Source organism: Streptomyces sp. MRC013, assembly GCF_023614235.1.
GTDB lineage: Bacteria > Actinomycetota > Actinomycetes > Streptomycetales > Streptomycetaceae > Streptomyces.
The window spans coordinates 4,187,672-4,205,047 of sequence record NZ_CP094264.1 but is presented as its reverse complement, the minus strand read 5'-3'; the positions used below and the strand labels follow the sequence as shown (position 1 = coordinate 4,205,047).

Annotated in this window: 13 protein-coding genes; 9 read left to right on the top strand and 4 right to left on the bottom strand. The window is 71.1% G+C overall.

What is annotated here, in order from left to right; all coding sequences use genetic code 11:
* Nucleotides 1-162: 162 nt before the first annotated feature.
* Nucleotides 163-327 (top strand): hypothetical protein, encoded by a 165-nt coding sequence (locus LUW75_RS19055; RefSeq protein WP_250336700.1) that lies wholly within the window; start codon nt 163-165, stop codon nt 325-327.
* A gap of 82 nt (nt 328-409) precedes the next feature.
* Here the strand turns inward: LUW75_RS19055 and dnaE are convergent, their stop codons facing one another.
* Nucleotides 410-3,949, bottom strand: coding sequence for a DNA polymerase III subunit alpha (dnaE, locus tag LUW75_RS19050; protein ID WP_250336699.1), 3,540 nt, complete (start codon nt 3,947-3,949; stop codon nt 410-412).
* A 201-nt stretch (nt 3,950-4,150) separates the two neighbouring features.
* Here dnaE and LUW75_RS19045 point away from each other — a divergent pair, with 201 nt between their 5' ends.
* The 8 genes from LUW75_RS19045 to LUW75_RS19005 all read left to right on the top strand — a co-directional run bounded on the left by LUW75_RS19045 (nt 4,151) and on the right by LUW75_RS19005 (nt 15,268).
* A complete protein-coding gene (locus LUW75_RS19045; RefSeq protein ID WP_250336698.1) occupies nt 4,151-5,482 on the top strand; it encodes a DUF2252 domain-containing protein in 1,332 nt (443 codons plus the stop codon).
* A gap of 60 nt (nt 5,483-5,542) precedes the next feature.
* A complete protein-coding gene (locus LUW75_RS19040; protein ID WP_250337727.1) occupies nt 5,543-6,220 on the top strand; it encodes a hypothetical protein in 678 nt (225 codons plus the stop codon).
* A gap of 65 nt (nt 6,221-6,285) precedes the next feature.
* The gene (locus LUW75_RS19035; RefSeq protein WP_250336697.1) at nt 6,286-7,098 is read left to right on the top strand and encodes a thioredoxin domain-containing protein; all 813 of its coding nucleotides are present in this window, start codon (nt 6,286-6,288) and stop codon (nt 7,096-7,098) included.
* A gap of 841 nt (nt 7,099-7,939) precedes the next feature.
* Nucleotides 7,940-8,341 (top strand): hypothetical protein, encoded by a 402-nt coding sequence (locus LUW75_RS19025; protein ID WP_250337801.1) that lies wholly within the window; start codon nt 7,940-7,942, stop codon nt 8,339-8,341.
* Nucleotides 8,338-10,296, top strand: coding sequence for a hypothetical protein (locus LUW75_RS19020; RefSeq protein ID WP_250337800.1), 1,959 nt, complete (start codon nt 8,338-8,340; stop codon nt 10,294-10,296). The genes LUW75_RS19025 and LUW75_RS19020 overlap by 4 nt, the downstream gene beginning before the upstream one ends.
* A gap of 81 nt (nt 10,297-10,377) precedes the next feature.
* Complete coding sequence (locus LUW75_RS19015; RefSeq protein WP_250336696.1) at nt 10,378-12,054, top strand: alkaline phosphatase D family protein; 1,677 nt, start codon at nt 10,378-10,380, stop codon at nt 12,052-12,054.
* A gap of 291 nt (nt 12,055-12,345) precedes the next feature.
* Nucleotides 12,346-13,368, top strand: a complete 1,023-nt coding sequence (locus LUW75_RS19010; protein ID WP_250336695.1) for a zinc metalloprotease — start codon at nt 12,346-12,348, stop codon at nt 13,366-13,368.
* Between the two features lie 733 nt (nt 13,369-14,101).
* Nucleotides 14,102-15,268 carry a mechanosensitive ion channel family protein gene (locus LUW75_RS19005; protein ID WP_250336694.1) on the top strand — a complete coding sequence of 389 codons (1,167 nt, stop codon included), beginning with the start codon at nt 14,102-14,104 and terminating at the stop codon, nt 15,266-15,268.
* Between the two features lie 75 nt (nt 15,269-15,343).
* Here the strand turns inward: LUW75_RS19005 and LUW75_RS19000 are convergent, their stop codons facing one another.
* The 3 genes from LUW75_RS19000 to lspA form a co-directional block, all read right to left on the bottom strand.
* Nucleotides 15,344-15,811, bottom strand: coding sequence for a GNAT family N-acetyltransferase (locus LUW75_RS19000; protein ID WP_250336693.1), 468 nt, complete (start codon nt 15,809-15,811; stop codon nt 15,344-15,346).
* Nucleotides 15,808-16,749 carry an RluA family pseudouridine synthase gene (locus LUW75_RS18995; protein ID WP_250336692.1) on the bottom strand — a complete coding sequence of 314 codons (942 nt, stop codon included), beginning with the start codon at nt 16,747-16,749 and terminating at the stop codon, nt 15,808-15,810. The genes LUW75_RS19000 and LUW75_RS18995 overlap by 4 nt, the downstream gene beginning before the upstream one ends.
* Before the next feature lie 65 nt (nt 16,750-16,814).
* Nucleotides 16,815-17,375, bottom strand: coding sequence for a signal peptidase II (gene lspA, locus LUW75_RS18990; RefSeq protein WP_250336691.1), 561 nt, complete (start codon nt 17,373-17,375; stop codon nt 16,815-16,817).
* Nucleotide 17,376 lies beyond the last annotated feature (1 nt).

Genomic DNA, 17,376 nt, shown 5'->3' with positions numbered 1-17,376 from the left:
ATCATCGGCGTGGCGCCTCACCGTAGTGGCTTCCGCGCTTTCTGGCCACGCCTTCCGTCCGGGCCCGCGACTACCGTCCGCAATGATCCAAAATGCGCGGTGCATACCGGTATGTGAGTCTGGTCGCGGTCCTGGCCCCCACATCCCACAGGAGGCACCACCATGGCCAAGAACAAGAAGACCGAACGCCGGCAGCGGCAGACCGAGCCCGGTACCCGGCAGTCCCCTGACATGTCGATGGAGCGCCAGACGGAGCAGCGGACGGCCCCGATGACGCCGGCGGACGTCGCGCAGAAGGGCCGGCAGAAGAGGTTCGGCCACAACTGACCCGTGCCGGGTGACCCGCGGGTCCGCGGAAGGGGCGCGTCCGTGACGACGGGCGCGCCCCTCCCGTGTGCCGGCCGGCGCCTCAGCCGGCGAGGCAGGACGGGCCGAGGAGGACCTTCAGGTCGCCGTAGAGCGCCGGGTCGGGCTGGACGCGGTGCCGGTCGAGGCGGAGCACGGTGGTCTTGCGCGGGCCCTGGAGCCTGATCCGCACCTCGGTGTCGCCCCTGTGGTGGCTGAGGATCTCGCCGAGGCGGCTGACCATCGGCGGGGTCACCTTCACCGTGGGGATGGTGAGCACGACCGGCGCGTTGGTGCCCGCGTTGGACAGGTCGGGGACCGTCAGCTCCATGGCGACCAGCCGGGGCACGTCCTCGCGCTTGTCCAGGCGGCCCTTGACGAAGACGACCGTGTCCTCCACGAGCTGGGTGGAGACGAGCTGGTACGTGGCGGGGAAGAACATGCACTCGATGGAACCGGCCAGGTCCTCGACGGTGGCGATGGCCCAGGCGTTGCCCTGTTTGGTCATCTTCCGCTGGAGGCCGGAGATGATCCCGCCGATGGTGACGACCGCGCCGTCCGCGTGCTCGCCGCCGGTGAGCTGGGAGATCGCCGCGTCGGTCTTGTCGGACAGGACGTGCTCGACGCCGAACAGCGGGTGGTCGGAGACGTACAGGCCGAGCATCTCGCGCTCCTGGGCGAGCAGGTAGGACTTCTCCCACTCGACGTCGGAGAACTCGACGTCGAGGCCGAACCCCGGCTCGTCGCCGCCCTCCTCGCCCATGCCGCCGAAGAGGTCGAACTGGCCCTCGGCCTCCTTGCGCTTGACCGCGACCACGTTGTCGATCATGGTCTCGTGGTGGGCGACGAGGCTCTTGCGGGTGTGGCCCATCTCGTCGAAGGCGCCGGCCTTGATCAGCGACTCCACGGTGCGCTTGTTGCAGACGACGACCTCGACCTTGTCGAGGAAGTCGGGGAAGGAGGCGTACTTCCCCTTCGCCTTGCGGCACTTGATGATCGACTCGACGACGTTGGTGCCGACGTTCCGCACGGCGGAGAGCCCGAAGAGGATGACGTCGTCGCCCTGGGCCGCGAAGTTCGCCTCGGACTCGTTGACGTTGGGCGGGAGGACCCTGATGCCCATGCGGCGGCACTCGTTGAGGTAGACGGCCGACTTGTCCTTGTCGTCCTTGACGGACGTGAGGAGCGCCGCCATGTACTCGGCGGGGTGGTTGGCCTTGAGGTACGCCGTCCAGTACGACACCAGTCCGTACGCGGCGGAGTGGGCCTTGTTGAAGGCGTAGCCGGCGAAGGGGACCAGCACGTCCCACAGCGCCTGGATCGCCTCGTCGCTGTAGCCGTTCTTCTTCGCGCCGGCCTGGAAGATGGTGAAGTTCTTCGCCAGCTCCTCGGGCTTCTTCTTGCCCATGACGCGGCGGAGGATGTCGGCCTCGCCGAGCGAGTACCCGGCGATGATCTGGGCGGCCTTCTGCACCTGCTCCTGGTAGACGATCAGGCCGTAGGTGACGTCCAGGACCTCCCTGAGCGGCTCCTCCAGCTCGGGGTGGATCGGGGTGATCTCCTGCTGGCCGTTCTTGCGCAGGGCGTAGTTCGTGTGCGAGTTCATGCCCATCGGGCCCGGCCGGTAGAGGGCCGAGACGGCGGAGATGTCCTCGAAGTTGTCGGGCTTCATCAGCCGCAGCAGCGAGCGCATGGGCCCGCCGTCGAACTGGAAGACGCCGAGGGTGTCACCGCGCTGGAGCAGCTCGAAGGTCGTGGGGTCGTCGAGCGGGAGGCCCAGGAGGTCGATGTCGATCCCCTTGTTGGCCTTCACCATCTTGACGGCGTCGTCCATGATCGTGAGGTTGCGCAGGCCCAGGAAGTCCATCTTCAGCAGGCCGAGCGACTCGCAGCTCGGGTAGTCCCACTGGGTGATGGTGACGCCGTCGGTGTGCCTCACCCAGACGGGGACGTGGTCGACGATCGGCTCGCTGGACATGATGACGCCGGCGGCGTGCACGCCCATCTGCCGGACCAGGCCCTCCACGCCGCGCGCGGTGTCGATGACCTTCTTGACGTCCGGCTCGTTCTCGTACATCGCCCGGACCTCGCCCGCCTCCGAGTAGCGGGGGTGGGAGGGGTCGGTGATGCCGGACAGGGGGATGCCCTTGCCGAGGACGTCGGCGGGCATGGCCTTGGTGATCCGGTCGCCCATCGCGTACGGGTAGCCCAGCACGCGCGCGGAGTCCTTGATCGCGTTCTTGGCCTTGATGGTGCCGTACGTGCCGATCATGGCGACCTTGTCCTCGCCGTACTTCTCGGTCACGTACCGGATCACCTCGACGCGCCGGCGCTCGTCGAAGTCGATGTCGACGTCGGGCATGGAGACGCGCTCGGGGTTGAGGAACCGCTCGAAGATCAGGCCGTGCGGGATCGGGTCGAGGTCGGTGATCCCGAGGGCGTAGGCGACGATCGAGCCGGCCGCGGAACCCCGGCCGGGGCCGACCGCGATGCCCTGGTTCTTCGCCCACATGATGAAGTCGGCGACGACGAGGAAGTACCCCGGGAACCCCATCTGGACGATGACGTCCATCTCATACTCGACCTGCTTCATGCGGTCCTCGGGGATGCCGCCGGGGAAGCGGCGGTGCATGCCGCGCATGGTCTCCTCGCGGAACCAGCTGACCTCCGTGTGCCCCTCGGGGATGTCGAACTTCGGCATGAGGTCGCGCTTCTCGAACATGCCGGCGGGATCGACCATCTCGGCGATCAGCCGCGTGTTGGCGCACCCCTCCTGCCAGGCGTCCGAGGAGTCGATGGCGTACATCTCCTCCGTGGACTTCAGGTAGTAGCCCGTGCCGTCGAACTTGAAGCGGTCCGGATCGGAGAGGTTCTTGCCGGTCTGGATGCACAGCAGCGCGTCGTGGGCGCCCGCCTCGTGCGCGTACGTGTAGTGCGAGTCGTTGGTGACCAGCGGCGGGATGCCGAGCTTCCGGCCGATCTCCAGCAGGCCGTCGCGGACCCGGCGCTCGATCTCGATGCCGTGGTCCATCAGCTCCAGGAAGTACCGCTCCCTGCCGAAGATGTCCTGGTAGTCGGAGGCGGCCTTCAGGGCCTCGTCGAACTGGCCGAGCCGCAGCCGCGTCTGCACCTCGCCGGACGGGCAGCCGGTGGAGGCGATCAGCCCCCGCGACCACTTGGCGATGGTCTCCTTGTCCATCCGGGGCCACTTCTGCAGCCAGCCCTCGGCGTACGCGTCGGAGGAGAGGCGGAAGAGGTTGTGGAGGCCGGTGTTGTCGTACGCCCAGATCGTCTTGTGGGTGTAGCCGCCGGAGCCGGAGACGTCGTCGCGCTTCTGGTGCGGCTGGCCCCAGAGGACCTTGCGCTTGTTGCGCCGGGACTCAGGCGCCACGTACGCCTCGATGCCGATGATCGGCGTGATGCCCGCCTTCTTCGCCGAGTGGAAGAAGTCGTACGCCCCGTGCAGGTTGCCGTGGTCGGACATGGCGATGTGCGTCATGCCCATCTCGTTGCACGCGTCGAACATGTCCTTGAGCCGTGCGGCACCGTCCAGCAGGGAGTACTGGGTGTGCACGTGGAGGTGCGTGAACGGCGACTTCGACACGGTTGCGGCCTCCGGGGCGGGAGCGTCGGGGGGGAAGGGGGGTCGCTGGGAAGTCTACGACCCCCCGGGCCCCGGAGGGGCCCGCAGCGGGGGTGGCGCGCGGGCACTCGGGAGGGGGGCCGCGCGTTGGAGCGGCCGGAACACCCGTCCGTTTCGTCATGCGCTCCGCACCGCGGCGCGCGCGTGTCAGGAGGCACCCCGATGCCGGTCCCCCAGCCCACCGCCCAGGAGCGCGGCGAGCAGATCCTCTCCGTGTTCGGCACCGCCTTCGGGGAGCTGCTGGCGGCGGATCCGGCGGCCTTCCGGATCAAGTTCCGGAAGATGGCGAACTCCGCGTTCGCCTTCTACCGGGGGGCCGCCTGCCTGTTCTACGCCGACCTCGACGAGGGGGACCGGGAGGGCGGTCCCTACCTGGACGAGCGGACGGGCCGGGTCTGGATCCACGGCGACCTGCACGCGGAGAACTTCGGCACGTACATGGACGCCAACGGCCGCCTGGTGTTCAACGTCAACGACTTCGACGAGGCGTACGTCGGCCCCTTCACCTGGGACCTGAAGCGCCTCGCCGCCTCCCTGGCCCTCCTCGGGTACGCCAAGGCGCTCGGCGACGACCAGATCACCGCGCTCGTGCGGCTCTGCGCGACGGCGTACCGGGAGCGGGTGCGCGCCCTGGCGGCCGGCGCCCGCGACGAGGAGGTGCCGCCGTTCACGCTGGACACGGCGGAGGGCGCGCTGCTGGGCGCCCTGCGGGAGGCCCGGTCGCTGACCCGGTTCGGGCTGCTCGCCACGATGACGGAGATCCGCGGGTTCGAGCGCCGCTTCTCCCCCGGCGGCGGCGCGGTCGCCCTGGACGCGGCGACCCGCCGCAGGGTGCTGGCCGCCTTCGACGGGTACCTGGGGACGCTGCCGCCCTCCAGCCTGCGCCGCCCGGACTCGTACCGGGTGAAGGACGTGGTGGGGCGGCGCGGCGTCGGCATCGGGTCGGCCGGCCTCCCCTCGTACAACATCCTCCTGGAGGGCAACAGCGACGCCCTGGAGAACGACGTGGTGATCTACATGAAGCAGGCGCAGGTCCCGGCGGTCTCCCGGCACGTGACGGACCCGGCGGTGCGGGGGTACTTCCGCCACGAGGGGCACCGCACCGTCATCTCGCAGCGCGCCCTGCAGGCGCACGCCGACCCGTGGCTGGGCTGGACGGAACTGGACGGCGCCGGCCAGCTGGTCGCGGAGATCTCCCCGTACGCCGTGGACCTGGACTGGTCGGACATCGACGACCCGGACGAGATGGCCGCGACCGTCGCGGACCTGGGGCGGGCGACGGCCACGATGCACGCGGCGGCGGACGACGAGAGCGGCCACTCGCTGGTGCCGTTCAACACGGAGCGGGCCATCGACGCGGCCGTGGCGGCCGACGAGGAGGGGTTCGCGGAGATGCTGGTGGACTTCGCGCACGCGTACGGCGCACGGGCGCGGGAGGACCACCGGATCTTCGTGGACCTCTTCCGTAACGGTCGGATTCCGGGTCTCCGCTGATCATCGTCCTTTAGGGACCTCTTACCGGAGCCCGTGGCACACTCTCGGACGATGGACGACATGGCCGGGACCCAGCTGAGGGGGGTGCGGGCAGCGGTCTTCACGACTCTGGTCGTGGCGCTGTCCGCCGCCTCCCACGTGCTGCTGTCCCGGGTGCCGCTGCCGCTGACCGCGGTCCTGACGGTCGCGGCCAGCGTCTTCGCCGTCGCCTACGCGCTCGCCGGCCGGGAGCGCGGGTACCGGTCGATCGCCGGCCTGCTCGTCCCGCTGGAACTGGCGGCGGACACGGCGTTCACGGCGGGGCAGCACGCCTGCTACGGGCCGTCCGGCGGCCCGGTCGCCGGGTCGCTGCGCACGGTCGGCGTCGACGTGCCGTGCGGCCAGTCCCTGGGCACGCCCCTGCCGGGCGTCGCCGTGGCGGAGAGCGCGGCGGCGGCCCTGTTGCGCTCCGGCGACCCGGCCGTGCCGTGGCTGCTGCTCGCCGCGCACGTCGCGGTGGGGCTGGCCGCCGCCGCCTGGCTGTGGCGCGGCGAGGCGGCGTTGGGGCGGGTGCTGCGGGCGGCCGGCTCGTCGGCGTTCCGCCCGCTGCGGGCGGCGTGGTCGGTGTCCACGGCGCGGGGCCCCGCGCTCCGGCCGGTGCCGCGCGCGGGCGCCCGCCGGCGTACGACCGCGCGTGCGCGCCTCCTGGTGCACTCCGTCGGCCGGAGGGGACCGCCGCACAGGCCCGTGGCGGCCTGACCGCGGCACCCCCTACCACCGATCACCGGCCGGTGATCCCCACACAGTACGGAGAGCAGACCATCATGAGCGCACGCAACAGCCACGCCAACAAGACGGCGGCCCGCGAACGGCTCCGGGCGGAGCGGGAGCGCCAGGCCAAGAGGGACAAGCGGCGGCGGCAGATCACCGTCGCCCTGTCCGTCGTGGCCACGCTCGCCCTGGCGGGCGGCGTCGGCTACGCCGTCGTCCAGGCGAACAAGCCCTCCCACTGGGAGGCCGCCAAGAAGGCCGGCGTCAAGGCGCCGAAGAACACGACCGGCGAGAACGGCACCACGGTCGTGATCGGCAAGCCGACGGCGAAGAAGACCCTCCAGGTCTTCGAGGACGCCCGCTGCCCGATCTGCGCGGTCTTCGAGCAGCAGGTCGGCCCGGCGATCAGGAAGGACGTCGACGCGGGCAGGTACAAGCTGCAGTACGTGGGCGCCACCTTCATCGACGACGCCGCCCTCGGCCAGGGCTCCAAGAACGCCCTGTCCGCCCTGGGGGCGGCGCTGGACGTGAGCCCCGGCGCGTTCATGGACTTCAAGGCCGCGATGTACTCGGCGAAGTTCCACCCGGAGGAGTCGGACGACAAGTTCGGCGACAACTCCTACATCCTGAAGATCGCGGAGACGGTCCCCGAACTGAAGGGCAACGCGGCGTTCAGGAAGAACGTCGAGGAGGGCACCTTCCACGCCTGGGCGCTGAAGATGTCCGAGGCCTTCGACAAGAGCGGCGTCACGGGCACCCCCGCCCTGAAGATGGACGGCAAGCCGGTCACGGGCCCGAACGGCAAGAACATCCCGATCACGACGGCCGAGTTCGCCACGGCCATCGAGAAGGCCCTGAAGGGCTGACCCGCGCCCGCCCGGCCGCCCCCGCTCCACGGCGGGGGCGGCCGGTCCCCCGCGGTCCTACGGCGAGCGGCCTTCCGGTGGCCGGTGCTCCTGCCGCGTGACCGAAGTGCGCCGGCACACCGCACGGCTGCCGCCTCCCCAACGCCGGGCCCGGTTGCTCCAACCGGCCGGGCTCCGGTGGGGTTGCCGTTCCGGGTCGCGCACCGGACGCACGTGCCGGCCGGCTCGGCACGGCGGCGAACCGCCGGGTGCCGGAGCCCGGCGTGACGGCCCCTCGCCCGAGCATGACTCCGCCGAGCGCTCCGGAAGGAACCTTCTCGGCCACGGCCGTGTGGTGCCGTCCCCCCGTTCGACGACAATGGACCGGCTCGTCCGTTCACATGGGGGAGGGGCCGCTGCACGGCGTGGGACGAGTGGGAACAGTTGAAAGCCGAAGCACGTACCGGGTCCGAGAAGATGCGCTTGAACGCGCTTGAGCCACAACCGTCCGGTGGTGGCACGGAAGGCGACCTGAAGGTCGACCAGCAGGACCTCGCGGCCGTGGGGAACAGCGCCTTCAGGCTGTTCGAGGACCTGGGCAGGCACGGGCGCGGAGCCGCGACCAGCACGCGGGAGGCCGCCAAGGACCTCACGACCCAGGAATTCGAACTGGGCGCCGCTCTCTCCACGGTGGAGAAGCGCTGGGACAAGCAGTTGCGCTCCTTATCGGACGCCTGTGCGCACATCTCGAACCACATGGACTTCACGCGGAACGCTCACGCGGGGGACGAGTACTTCATCGCGTCGACCCTCAGCAGTATCGAGACGTTGGACCAGGGGTTCGACCGGGGGCGAAGAACTGATGGACCTCGAAGCGCTCCGGCACGGAAACTTCGCCAGGCTCGGCACGGCGCTCAACGACTGGTCGACGATGGTCAGGCAGCTCGAATCCCTGGAGACCGGAGCGCGGGACGACATGCGCGCGAAGGCGGAACGGGCCAAGTCGGCGGGTGTCAACGCGACGGTCTCCCGCGAGTTCGTCACCAAGACGGCCGGGGAGTTCAGCGACGCGGTGGCCCAGGCGACCAGCATCCTCAACATCCTCCGCGACACGCGCGACGAACTGGTCGAGTACCGCGACGAGCTCAATGCGGCCATCGACCGCGCGTGGAAGAAGAAACTCACGGTCGTCGGTGTCGCGGGGGCGGCTTCAAGGTCTACGTCAACGTCCACCCGGAGCCGCCGAACAGTGAGCGGGCCGTGAAGGATCTGGTGGACGAACTCCAAGCCATCCTCGACAAGGCGACCACCAGCGATTCCAGCGCCGCCCGTGCCCTGACGGCGCTCGCCGCCCAGGCGGACCATGGCTTCTCCAGTGCAAGGTACGGCGATCGTGACAGCGCGGTGGGCGCCCTCCAGAAGGCCACCCACGCCGCGGCGCTGGCCGGGGATGCGAAGAAGCTGACCCCCGAGCGGCTTGCCGAACTGAACCCCATCCTGGCCCATCACAAGAACGACGAGCTCTTCGCCGCCGAGTTCGCAACGAAACTCGGAGCCGAGAACACGCTGCGGTTCTGGACGGACATGTGCACCCTTCACTCGGGGGAGAGGGGTTCAGGCCTGCACGAGTTGCAGGAACTGCAGAAGAACCCGAGCACCGCACTCGCGACGGCGACCCTCTCGGACAGTGACGGCATGACGGCCTGGAAACAGCAGGTCCTCAACGACACCAGCAAGGCCTACACTTCCGAGAACCCGGCCTACCCCGTGCGAGGCCCCATGAACGCCACCGGTTTCCACGTGATGAGCAGCCTCATGGGCCACGGCAAGTACGACACCGAGTTCCTGGAGGCGTACGGCAAGAAGTTGCTCGCCTCCGACAAGGCCCAAGCGAACGCATCGGGCATGGACTCCGACCACATGTGGACGGCACCGGACCAGCTCACCGACCTGGTCTTCGGCAAGGAGGACGGTCAGGATCCGGTGGTCGGCTTCATGAAGGCGCTGTCCCACAACCCGGAAGCGGCGACGCAGACGTTCGCCGACAAGGACGTCCTCGAGCACAGCCTGGAGAGCATCCGCTACACAGCCCGGGATGCGGAAGTCGCACGTGCCCTGGAAGCCGCCGTCACTGGAGTCCCGGACGGAGGCGTTCCCACCGAGCCTGCACGGCCACACAGTAAGACGCAGGTCGAGATCGTGCGGAACATCATGCACATGATCGCGAACCCAGAAGGCGGTGCGAGGCTGGTAACCGGCGAAACAGGCGGAAGCTTCGGCGACATGGCTTCTTCGTATATGGCAGAGATCAGCAACGAACTCGCCGGGCACGGTGCGGAGTCCATCTTCCGAACGAGTAGCGCGGATCCTCACGGACTTGAGCGGACCGACGTTCAGCGATTCCTGTACGAAGTCGCCCGGGATCCCCAGGGAAGAGCTTCGATCATTCTGGGCGAGAGCATCTACACGTCGAGCGTTTTGGAAGCACATACCGCGGATCCATCACTCTACAGCGGCGACCGCAGAACTCTGGTCGAGACGATCGGTCAAAACGTTGGACCGATCGAGGGGATCGTCGGACACTCGGTGGCCGATGCCCACATCCAAGGCGAGCTCAAGTCCGAGGAGGACGAGAATAACGCCCTCAAGCGCAAGGGTGACTTCATCAAGGCAGTCATCGGTGCGGGTGTCTCCGTAGGTTCAGTGGCTCTTGTCCCCATGGGGCCCTTGCACACCGCAGTGGGAGCAACGGCCATACGTCGGCACCAGCGACTCCACCATCTCAGGGGAGGCGGAAAGCGCCGACTCCTCCGTCGCCACCTGGCGCCGGCACTACGCACACCGGCTCAGCGAAGGCCGTGGAGGTGTCCGCAGGAGACGTGCACGCCATCTCCACACCGAGGCTCGCCACCGTGTACGTGCCCTGCACTCTGCCGTCGCAGAAGAGGAAAGCGGCCGAGGCGTACTCCTTGTCAGCGGAGGCCCGCACCATCGGGACCACCCGTGCCAAGGGCGACGAACTGCGGCAGGTCCTCGTCGACTTCGCCTACCAGTTGGCCAGGCACGCCTACCGGGTGGGTGAGTGCCAGGAGCCCAGGAGCTTTCCCGAGTCGCTGCCCCGGCTCTCCGAGGGGCGGGTCCTGGACGAGTCGCTCGGCTGACACCGGCCGGCCCCGCGAACGGCCCGCCCCCTACGGAGCGGGCCGTTCGTTCGGGTGACGGGAACAGCGGGCGACTACGGGCCGAACAGCGGCACATGACACTTATCCACCGGTAACGCCCTGGGTAGTCTGCTCCGCCGTGACCAATCGAAACCCCAGTCCCACCGCCCCCAGCCGGCGCACCGTCGTCAAGGCCGCCGCCGTCTCCGCCGCCGCCGTCTCCGCCGCCGGATCCGTGGTCCTCCCGGGTACCGCCACCGCCGTCGCGAACACCTCCGCCCCCGCCTTCCTCCACGGTGTCGCCTCCGGCGACCCGCTCCCCGACGGGATCCTGCTCTGGACCCGCGTGACGCCCTCCCCCGACGCCCTGCCCGGCTCCGGCGAGGGGGCCGACACCGAGGTGGGATGGGAGGTCGCCGAGGACGGGGGCTTCACCCGGACCGTCGCGCGCGGCACCGTCGCCGCCACCGCCGAGACCGACCACACGGTCAAGGTGGACGTGCGCGGACTGCGGCCGGCGACGTCCTACTGGTTCCGGTTCACCGCGGGGGCGCCCGGCGCCGGGGCCGTCTCGCCGGTGGGCCGGACCCGTACGACACCCGGGTACGACGACCCGGTGCAGGGCGTCCGGTTCGGTGTCGCGTCCTGCGCCAACTGGGAGGCCGGTCACTTCGCCGCGTACGGCCACCTCGCCGCCCGTACCGACCTGGACGCCGTCCTCCACCTCGGCGACTACATATACGAGTACGGCACCGGGGAGTACCCGAGGACCGGAGACGTGCTGCGTCCCCACGAGCCGCGCCACGAGACCGTCACGCTGGCCGACTACCGGCTGAGGCACGCCGCCTACAAGTCCGACGCCCACCTGCAGGCCCTCCACTCCGCGCACCCGGTGATCGCGATCTGGGACGACCACGAGGTCGCCGACGACATGTGGTCCGGCGGCGCGGGGAACCACACCCCCGGCGCCGAAGGCGACTGGGCCGCGCGCGTGACGGCCGCGAAGCGCGCCTACTTCGAGTGGATGCCCGTGCGCACCTCCACCGAGGGCACGGTCTACCGGCGGCTGCGCTACGGCAAGCTCGCCGACCTGCACCTGCTCGACCTCCGCTCCTTCCGCTCCCGGCAGGCACCCGCCGGCAGCGGCGCGGTCGACGACCCGGACCGCACGATCACCGGCCGCGCCCAGCTGGACTGGCTGAAAGCGGGGCTGGCGTCCTCGGACGCGACCTGGCGGCTGGTGGGCACGTCGGTGATGGTCTCGCCGGTCGCCTTCGGCTCCCTCCCGGCGCACCTGCTGAAGCCCGTGGCCGAATTGCTGGGTCTGCCGGCGGGGGGACTGGCGGTCAACACGGACCAGTGGGACGGCTACACGGACGACCGCCGGGAGCTGCTGGCGCACCTCCGGGAGCGGGCCGTCCGCAACACCGTCTTCCTCACCGGCGACATCCACATGGCGTGGGCCAACGACGTGCCGGTCGCGGCCGCCACGTACCCGCGGTCGCCGTCCGCCGCGACCGAGTTCGTCGTCACGTCCGTGACCTCGGACAACCTGGACGACATCCTCCGCGTCCCGGCGAACACCGCCTCGGTGGCCGCCGTCGCCGCGCTGAAGGCGGCCAACCGCCACGTGCACTGGATCGACATGGACCACCACGGCTACGGCGTCCTGGACGTGACGCCGGAGCGCTCGCAGATGGACTACTACGTCCTCTCCGACCGCACGGCCCCGGACGCCTCGGACAGGTGGACGCGCTCGTACCGGACGCTGAGCGGAACGCAGAGAGTGGAGCGGGTGTACACACCGGTGCGATGACGTGAGCGCAAGAGCTATTTTCAGCCAAGCTTTACGAGCTAACTGAAGATCACGAAGCCATGACGGGTGGTGTGTTCTCCGGGTCGAATCCGGACACACCACCTCCGTGGCGCCTCCCCTCCATCACGTTTAGATCTCAACCATCTGGACGGGCCGAGAGAACCCGTCCCTCCACCCCGCCCCTCCGTGGGCCGATTGGGCCGGAACGCTCCTCCTCCGCGTCTTCACGTCCCGCGTAATCTCCCGGCGGTGGCGAGGAAGGCCCTCCCACACCCCCGCTAGGAGTCACGTATGCGTGCTCTTGTTCGTATATCTCCGAAGACGCGCCGTCGTGTACTCGGTACGGCCGCGCTGGCCGGAACGCTGGCGCTCCTCCCGCTCTCGGCCCCGACGGGCGCCGCCGCACAGACCGCGCCGCTCTCGGCCCCGACGGGCGCCGCCGCCGGGGAGTGCGTCGAGGAGGCGGGCGCGAGCGCCCACGCGCGCGAGTCCCGTCCCTCGGACGGCGTCCACGCGCACGAGCCCAACGAGGTCTCCGCCGCCAAGACCCAGGCCATGGAGGCCGACCTCCAGAAGAAGCTGAAGGCCGCCAAGGCCGGGGGAGCGGACGGCAACCGGTTCGGCACGGCCGCCGCCTCGGTCACCATCCCGGTGTACTTCCACGTCGTCCACGACGGCGCCAAGGGCAAGCTGACCGCGACGGACATCAACGGCCAGATGGCCGTCCTCAACGCCTCGTTCGGCGGCCAGGGCACCGGCAACACCGTCACCGGCTTCCAGTTCACGCTGGCCGGCACCACCTACACGGACAACGCCGCCTGGTACAACCTCTCCTCCGGTTCCCCCGAGGAGAAGGCGATGAAGAGCACCCTCCGCCGGGGCGGCCCCGACGCGCTGAACTTCTACACCGCCAACCTCAGCGACGGCCTCCTCGGCTGGGCGACCTTCCCGTCCTCGTACAGCTCCAACCCGTCCATGGACGGCGTCGTCGTCCTCGACGCGTCGCTGCCCGGCGGTACCGCCGCCAACTACAACCAGGGCGACACCGGCACCCACGAGGTCGGCCACTGGATGGGCCTCTACCACACCTTCCAGGGCGGCTGCAGCGGCCAGGGCGACTACGTCGCCGACACCGCCGCCGAGAAGGCCCCGGCGTACGCGTGCCCGACGGGCCAGGACTCCTGCACCCGCCAGGCCGGCGTGGACCCGATCCACAACTTCATGGACTACACGTACGACTCCTGCATGTACCAGTTCACCGGCGGTCAGGTGAAGCGCATGCAGGACCACTGGACGGCGTACCGGGCGCGCTGATCCCGCGGCCGCGGCCGCTCGGGCGGCTGCGGCCCCGGACACGGCGGGGGGGCGCGGTGTGGCGGAGGAGCCGCACCGCGCCCCCCGCCGTGGCGGCCGTGGCGGCGGATGCGTCGTCAGAGGCCGCCGGGGAACGCCGGGGACGCCGCCCGGCTCCGCCCGGCCGCCTCCCCCGGTGGTCCGCCGGGCCCGCGCCGGTGTACGGGTGCCCGGCGCCCCGGTGGCGGTGCACCCCGGTGTCCGCCCCGGGCCGCCCCGGCCGCGGGTACCGGGTGTTCAGCCGGTCGTCCGGCTCGGGCGGATCCGGGTCCGCGACGTGCGGTGGGACCGGCGGCCGCCCGGCGAAGGGCCCTCCGGCACCTCGTGCGCGCCGTGCTGGAGCAGCCCGCGCGCCCTCCCGCCGGCGACGGCCGACTCCCGGACGGACGCGGCGCCCGGGCGGAACGCCGCGTGCCCCGGGCCGTCCCCGCGGTGCGGCGCCGCGGTGCGGCGCCGCGGCCGGGGCGGCGCGGCAGGCCGGTCCGTCCGGGCCCGGCCCGTCACCCGGTCTCCGGCCCCTCCCCCGCGGTCCGCGCGGTTTGACCCCCGCACAGGTCGGGCACGCGCACCTGGTGCCCGGCGGCACGCAGCCGGTCCGCGGCCGCGTGCACGGCCGGGCGGAGACCGTGGGCCGGGTGGAAGAGCGCGATGTCCGTCCGGTCGCCTTCCCACCACCCGCCCTGGGTTCGGAGCCATGGAGAACGTACTGCGTCCGCTGACCGTCCTCGGTGGTTCGGTCGTGCTCACCCTGCTCGTCGGCTGGGCCGCCGACGTGCTGCTGAGACGCGCCGACTGCCGCCACCCCGAGACCCCCCTGTGGGGGCTGCTGCGCCGCTGCCGGATACCCCTCCGGGTGGTCATGCTGGCCGGGCTGCTGCGCGGCGCGTACCGGGAGACGGCGTGGGGGGTCATCAGGGACCACGCGGTGGGCATCGGCCGGGGGCTGACGCTCGTGCTGATCGGTGCGAGCGCCTGGCTGGTGGTGCGCATCGCGTCGGCGGTCGTCGAGGCGACGTACGCGCGGTACGCCGCGACGACCCGGCACCTCGACCGGCTGCGCCGCGTCCGGACGCAGGTCACACTGATCATGCGGATCGTCACCGCCGTGGTCGGGGTGGTCGCGGTGGCGGCGATGCTGCTGACGTTCCCGGACTTCCGGGCGGTCGGCACCTCGATGCTGGCGTCCGCCGGCATCATCGGCATCGTCGCCGGCGTGGCGGCGCAGTCGACGCTCAGCAACGTCTTCGCCGGGTTCCAGATCGCCTTCGGCGACATGGTCCGCATAGGGGACACCGTGGTCGTGGACGGCGAGTGGGGTGTCGTCGAGGAGGTCACGCTGACCTTCCTCACCGTGCGCACCTGGGACGAGCGCCGACTCACCATGCCCGTCTCGTACTTCACCAGCAGGCCCTTCGAGAACTGGTCCCGGGGCGGTGCCCAGATCACCGGAACCGTCTACTTCCACCTCGACCACACGGCCCCCGTCGGACTGATGCGCGAGCGCCTCCGCGAACTCCTGGAGAAGTCCCCCGACTGGGACGGGCGGGCCTGGTCGCTGGTGGTGACGGACACCACGCCGAGCACGATGGTGGTGCGGGCGGTGGTCACCGCGCGGAACGCCGACGACGTGTGGAACCTGCGGTGCGACGTGCGGGAGCAGTTGATCGCCTGGCTGTACGAGCACCATCCGTACGCGCTGCCCCGCCTGGCCACCACCATCACCCCCGAGCGGGGCGCGGGCCGCGACGCGGACCGGGACCGCGACACCGGGCACGTCCTCGCCGCGGACGGCGGCCGGAGCCCCGCGCGGAACCGGGACGGCGGGCCGGGCCGGAGCCGGGCTCCGGGCCGGCGCCCCTGACCGCACGCCCCGCCGGACCGGGCGCCGGTCGCGGGCGCACCGGGCCGGAGCGTCCGCGGACGGCGCGGACGCGGGTCAGAGCCTTCGGCGCATCGCCCGGTGGGGCATCCCCGCGTCGGGGAACTCCGGGCCGTACGCCTCGTACCCCAGCCGCTCGTAGAAGCCCAGCGCGTGGGTCTGCGCGTGCAGGTCCACCGCCCCGAGGCCGCGCGCCCGCGCCGCCTCCTCGACGGCCCGTACGAGCGCCGCGCCCACGCCGAGGCCGCGGGCGGCCCGCGTGACGGCGAGGCGGCCGAGCGCGCCCACCCCGTCCTCACCGCCCGTGCGGTCTGCGGCGTCCGGCCCGTACAGGAGCCGGCCCGTGCCGAGGGCGGCGCCGTCGGCGGTGCGGACGGCCAGGACGTGCACGGCCGTCGCGTCGTGCGCGTCGTACTCGATCTCCTCGGGGACCCCCTGCTCGACGACGAAGACCTCGCGGCGGACCGCGAAGGCCGCCTCGCGGTCCTCGTCGTCCAGTGCCTCCCGGACCTCGTAGGCGGTCACGCGCTCTCCGCGGCGATGGTGTCCAGCGCGTGCCGGAGGTCGGCGGGGTAGTCGCTCGCGAACTCCACCCACCGGCCGTCCGACGGGTGCTCGAAGCCGAGGCGCACGGCGTGCAGCCACTGGCGGGTGAGGCGGAGCCGCTTGGCGAGCGTCGGGTCGGCGCCGTAGGTCAGGTCGCCGACGCAGGGATGGCGGTGCGCCGCCATGTGGACGCGGATCTGGTGCGTCCGGCCCGTCTCCAGCTTGACGTCCAGCAGGGACGCGGCCCGGTACGCCTCCACCAGGTCGTAGTGCGTGACGGAGGGCTTGCCCTCGGCGGTGACGGCCCACTTGTAGTCGTGGTTCGGGTGGCGGCCGATGGGCGCGTCGATCGTGCCGCTCAGCGGGTCGGGGTGGCCCTGCACCAGCGCGTGGTACCGCTTGTCGACGACCCGCTCGCGGAACTGCGCCTTCAGCAGCGTGTAGGCCCGCTCCGACTTGGCGACGACCATCAGGCCGGACGTGCCCACGTCGAGGCGGTGCACGATGCCCTGGCGCTCGGCGGCCCCCGAGGTGGAGATCCGGTACCCGGCGGCGGCGAGGCCGCCGATCACGGTCGTCCCGGTCCAGCCCGGGCTGGGGTGGGCGGCGACGCCGACCGGCTTCACGACCACGACGATGTCGTCGTCGTCGTGGACGATCTCCATGCCCTCCACCGGCTCCGCGACGACCTGCACCGGCGCGGGCGCGCCGGGCATCTCGACCTCGAGCCAGGCGCCGCCCGTGACCCGCTCGGACTTGCCGACGACGGCACCGTCGACGAGGACCTTCCCGGCGGAGGCCAGCTCGGCCGCCTTCGTGCGGGAGAAGCCGAACATGCGGGCGATGGCGGCGTCGACGCGCTCGCCCTCCAGGCCGTCGGGAACGGGCAGCGTACGGATCTCGGGAATCGTGCTCACCCGTCGAGTATGCCTTGTCCGCGGCCCCGCCCGGTCGGTCCCGCGGGCGGTCCGGGCCCGGCCGCTCAGTCCCTGTGGACGGTCCCGTCGGGGTCCAGCCCCCTGAAGGAGAGGATCACGATGAGGAAGCCGCCGCAGACGATCGCCGAGTCCGCGAGGTTGAACACCGCGAAGTGCGCCGGCGCGATGAAGTCGACCACGGCGCCCTCGAACACACCGGGCGCGCGGAAGACCCGGTCGGTGAGGTTGCCGAGCGCGCCGCCCAGCAGCAGGCCCAGCGCGATCGCCCAGGGCAGGCTGTACAGCCTGCGCGCCAGCCGCACGATCACGACGATCACGACGGCCGCGATCACGGTGAAGACGGCGGTGAACGCCTCGCCGATGCCGAACGCCGCGCCCGGGTTCCGCACGGCCTCGAACTTCAGCAGGCCCTCGACGACCACGATCGGGTCGCGGTGCTCCAGCTTCGCCACGACGAGCATCTTGCTGCCGAGGTCCAGCAGATAGGCGACGAGGGCGACGGCGAGGAGCGCCGCGACCCTGCGCCGGCCCCCGGGCCGCTCGTCGGGCACCTCGGTCCCGTCGTCAACGTCCGGCGTGCCGGTGCCGTACTCCGCCTCTGTCACG

Bases quoted from the DNA above. Each gene is read 5' to 3' on its own strand.
- LUW75_RS19010 (WP_250336695.1), top strand. From the start codon at position 12,346: ATGCGTGCTCTTGTTCGTATATCTCCGAAGACGCGCCGTCGTGTACTC.
- LUW75_RS19035 (WP_250336697.1), top strand. From the start codon at position 6,286: ATGAGCGCACGCAACAGCCACGCCAACAAGACGGCGGCCCGCGAACGG.
- LUW75_RS19055 (WP_250336700.1), top strand. From the start codon at position 163: ATGGCCAAGAACAAGAAGACCGAACGCCGGCAGCGGCAGACCGAGCCC.
- LUW75_RS19045 (WP_250336698.1), top strand. From the start codon at position 4,151: ATGCCGGTCCCCCAGCCCACCGCCCAGGAGCGCGGCGAGCAGATCCTC.
- LUW75_RS19040 (WP_250337727.1), top strand. From the start codon at position 5,543: ATGGCCGGGACCCAGCTGAGGGGGGTGCGGGCAGCGGTCTTCACGACT.
- LUW75_RS19005 (WP_250336694.1), top strand. From the start codon at position 14,102: ATGGAGAACGTACTGCGTCCGCTGACCGTCCTCGGTGGTTCGGTCGTG.
- LUW75_RS19025 (WP_250337801.1), top strand. From the start codon at position 7,940: ATGGACCTCGAAGCGCTCCGGCACGGAAACTTCGCCAGGCTCGGCACG.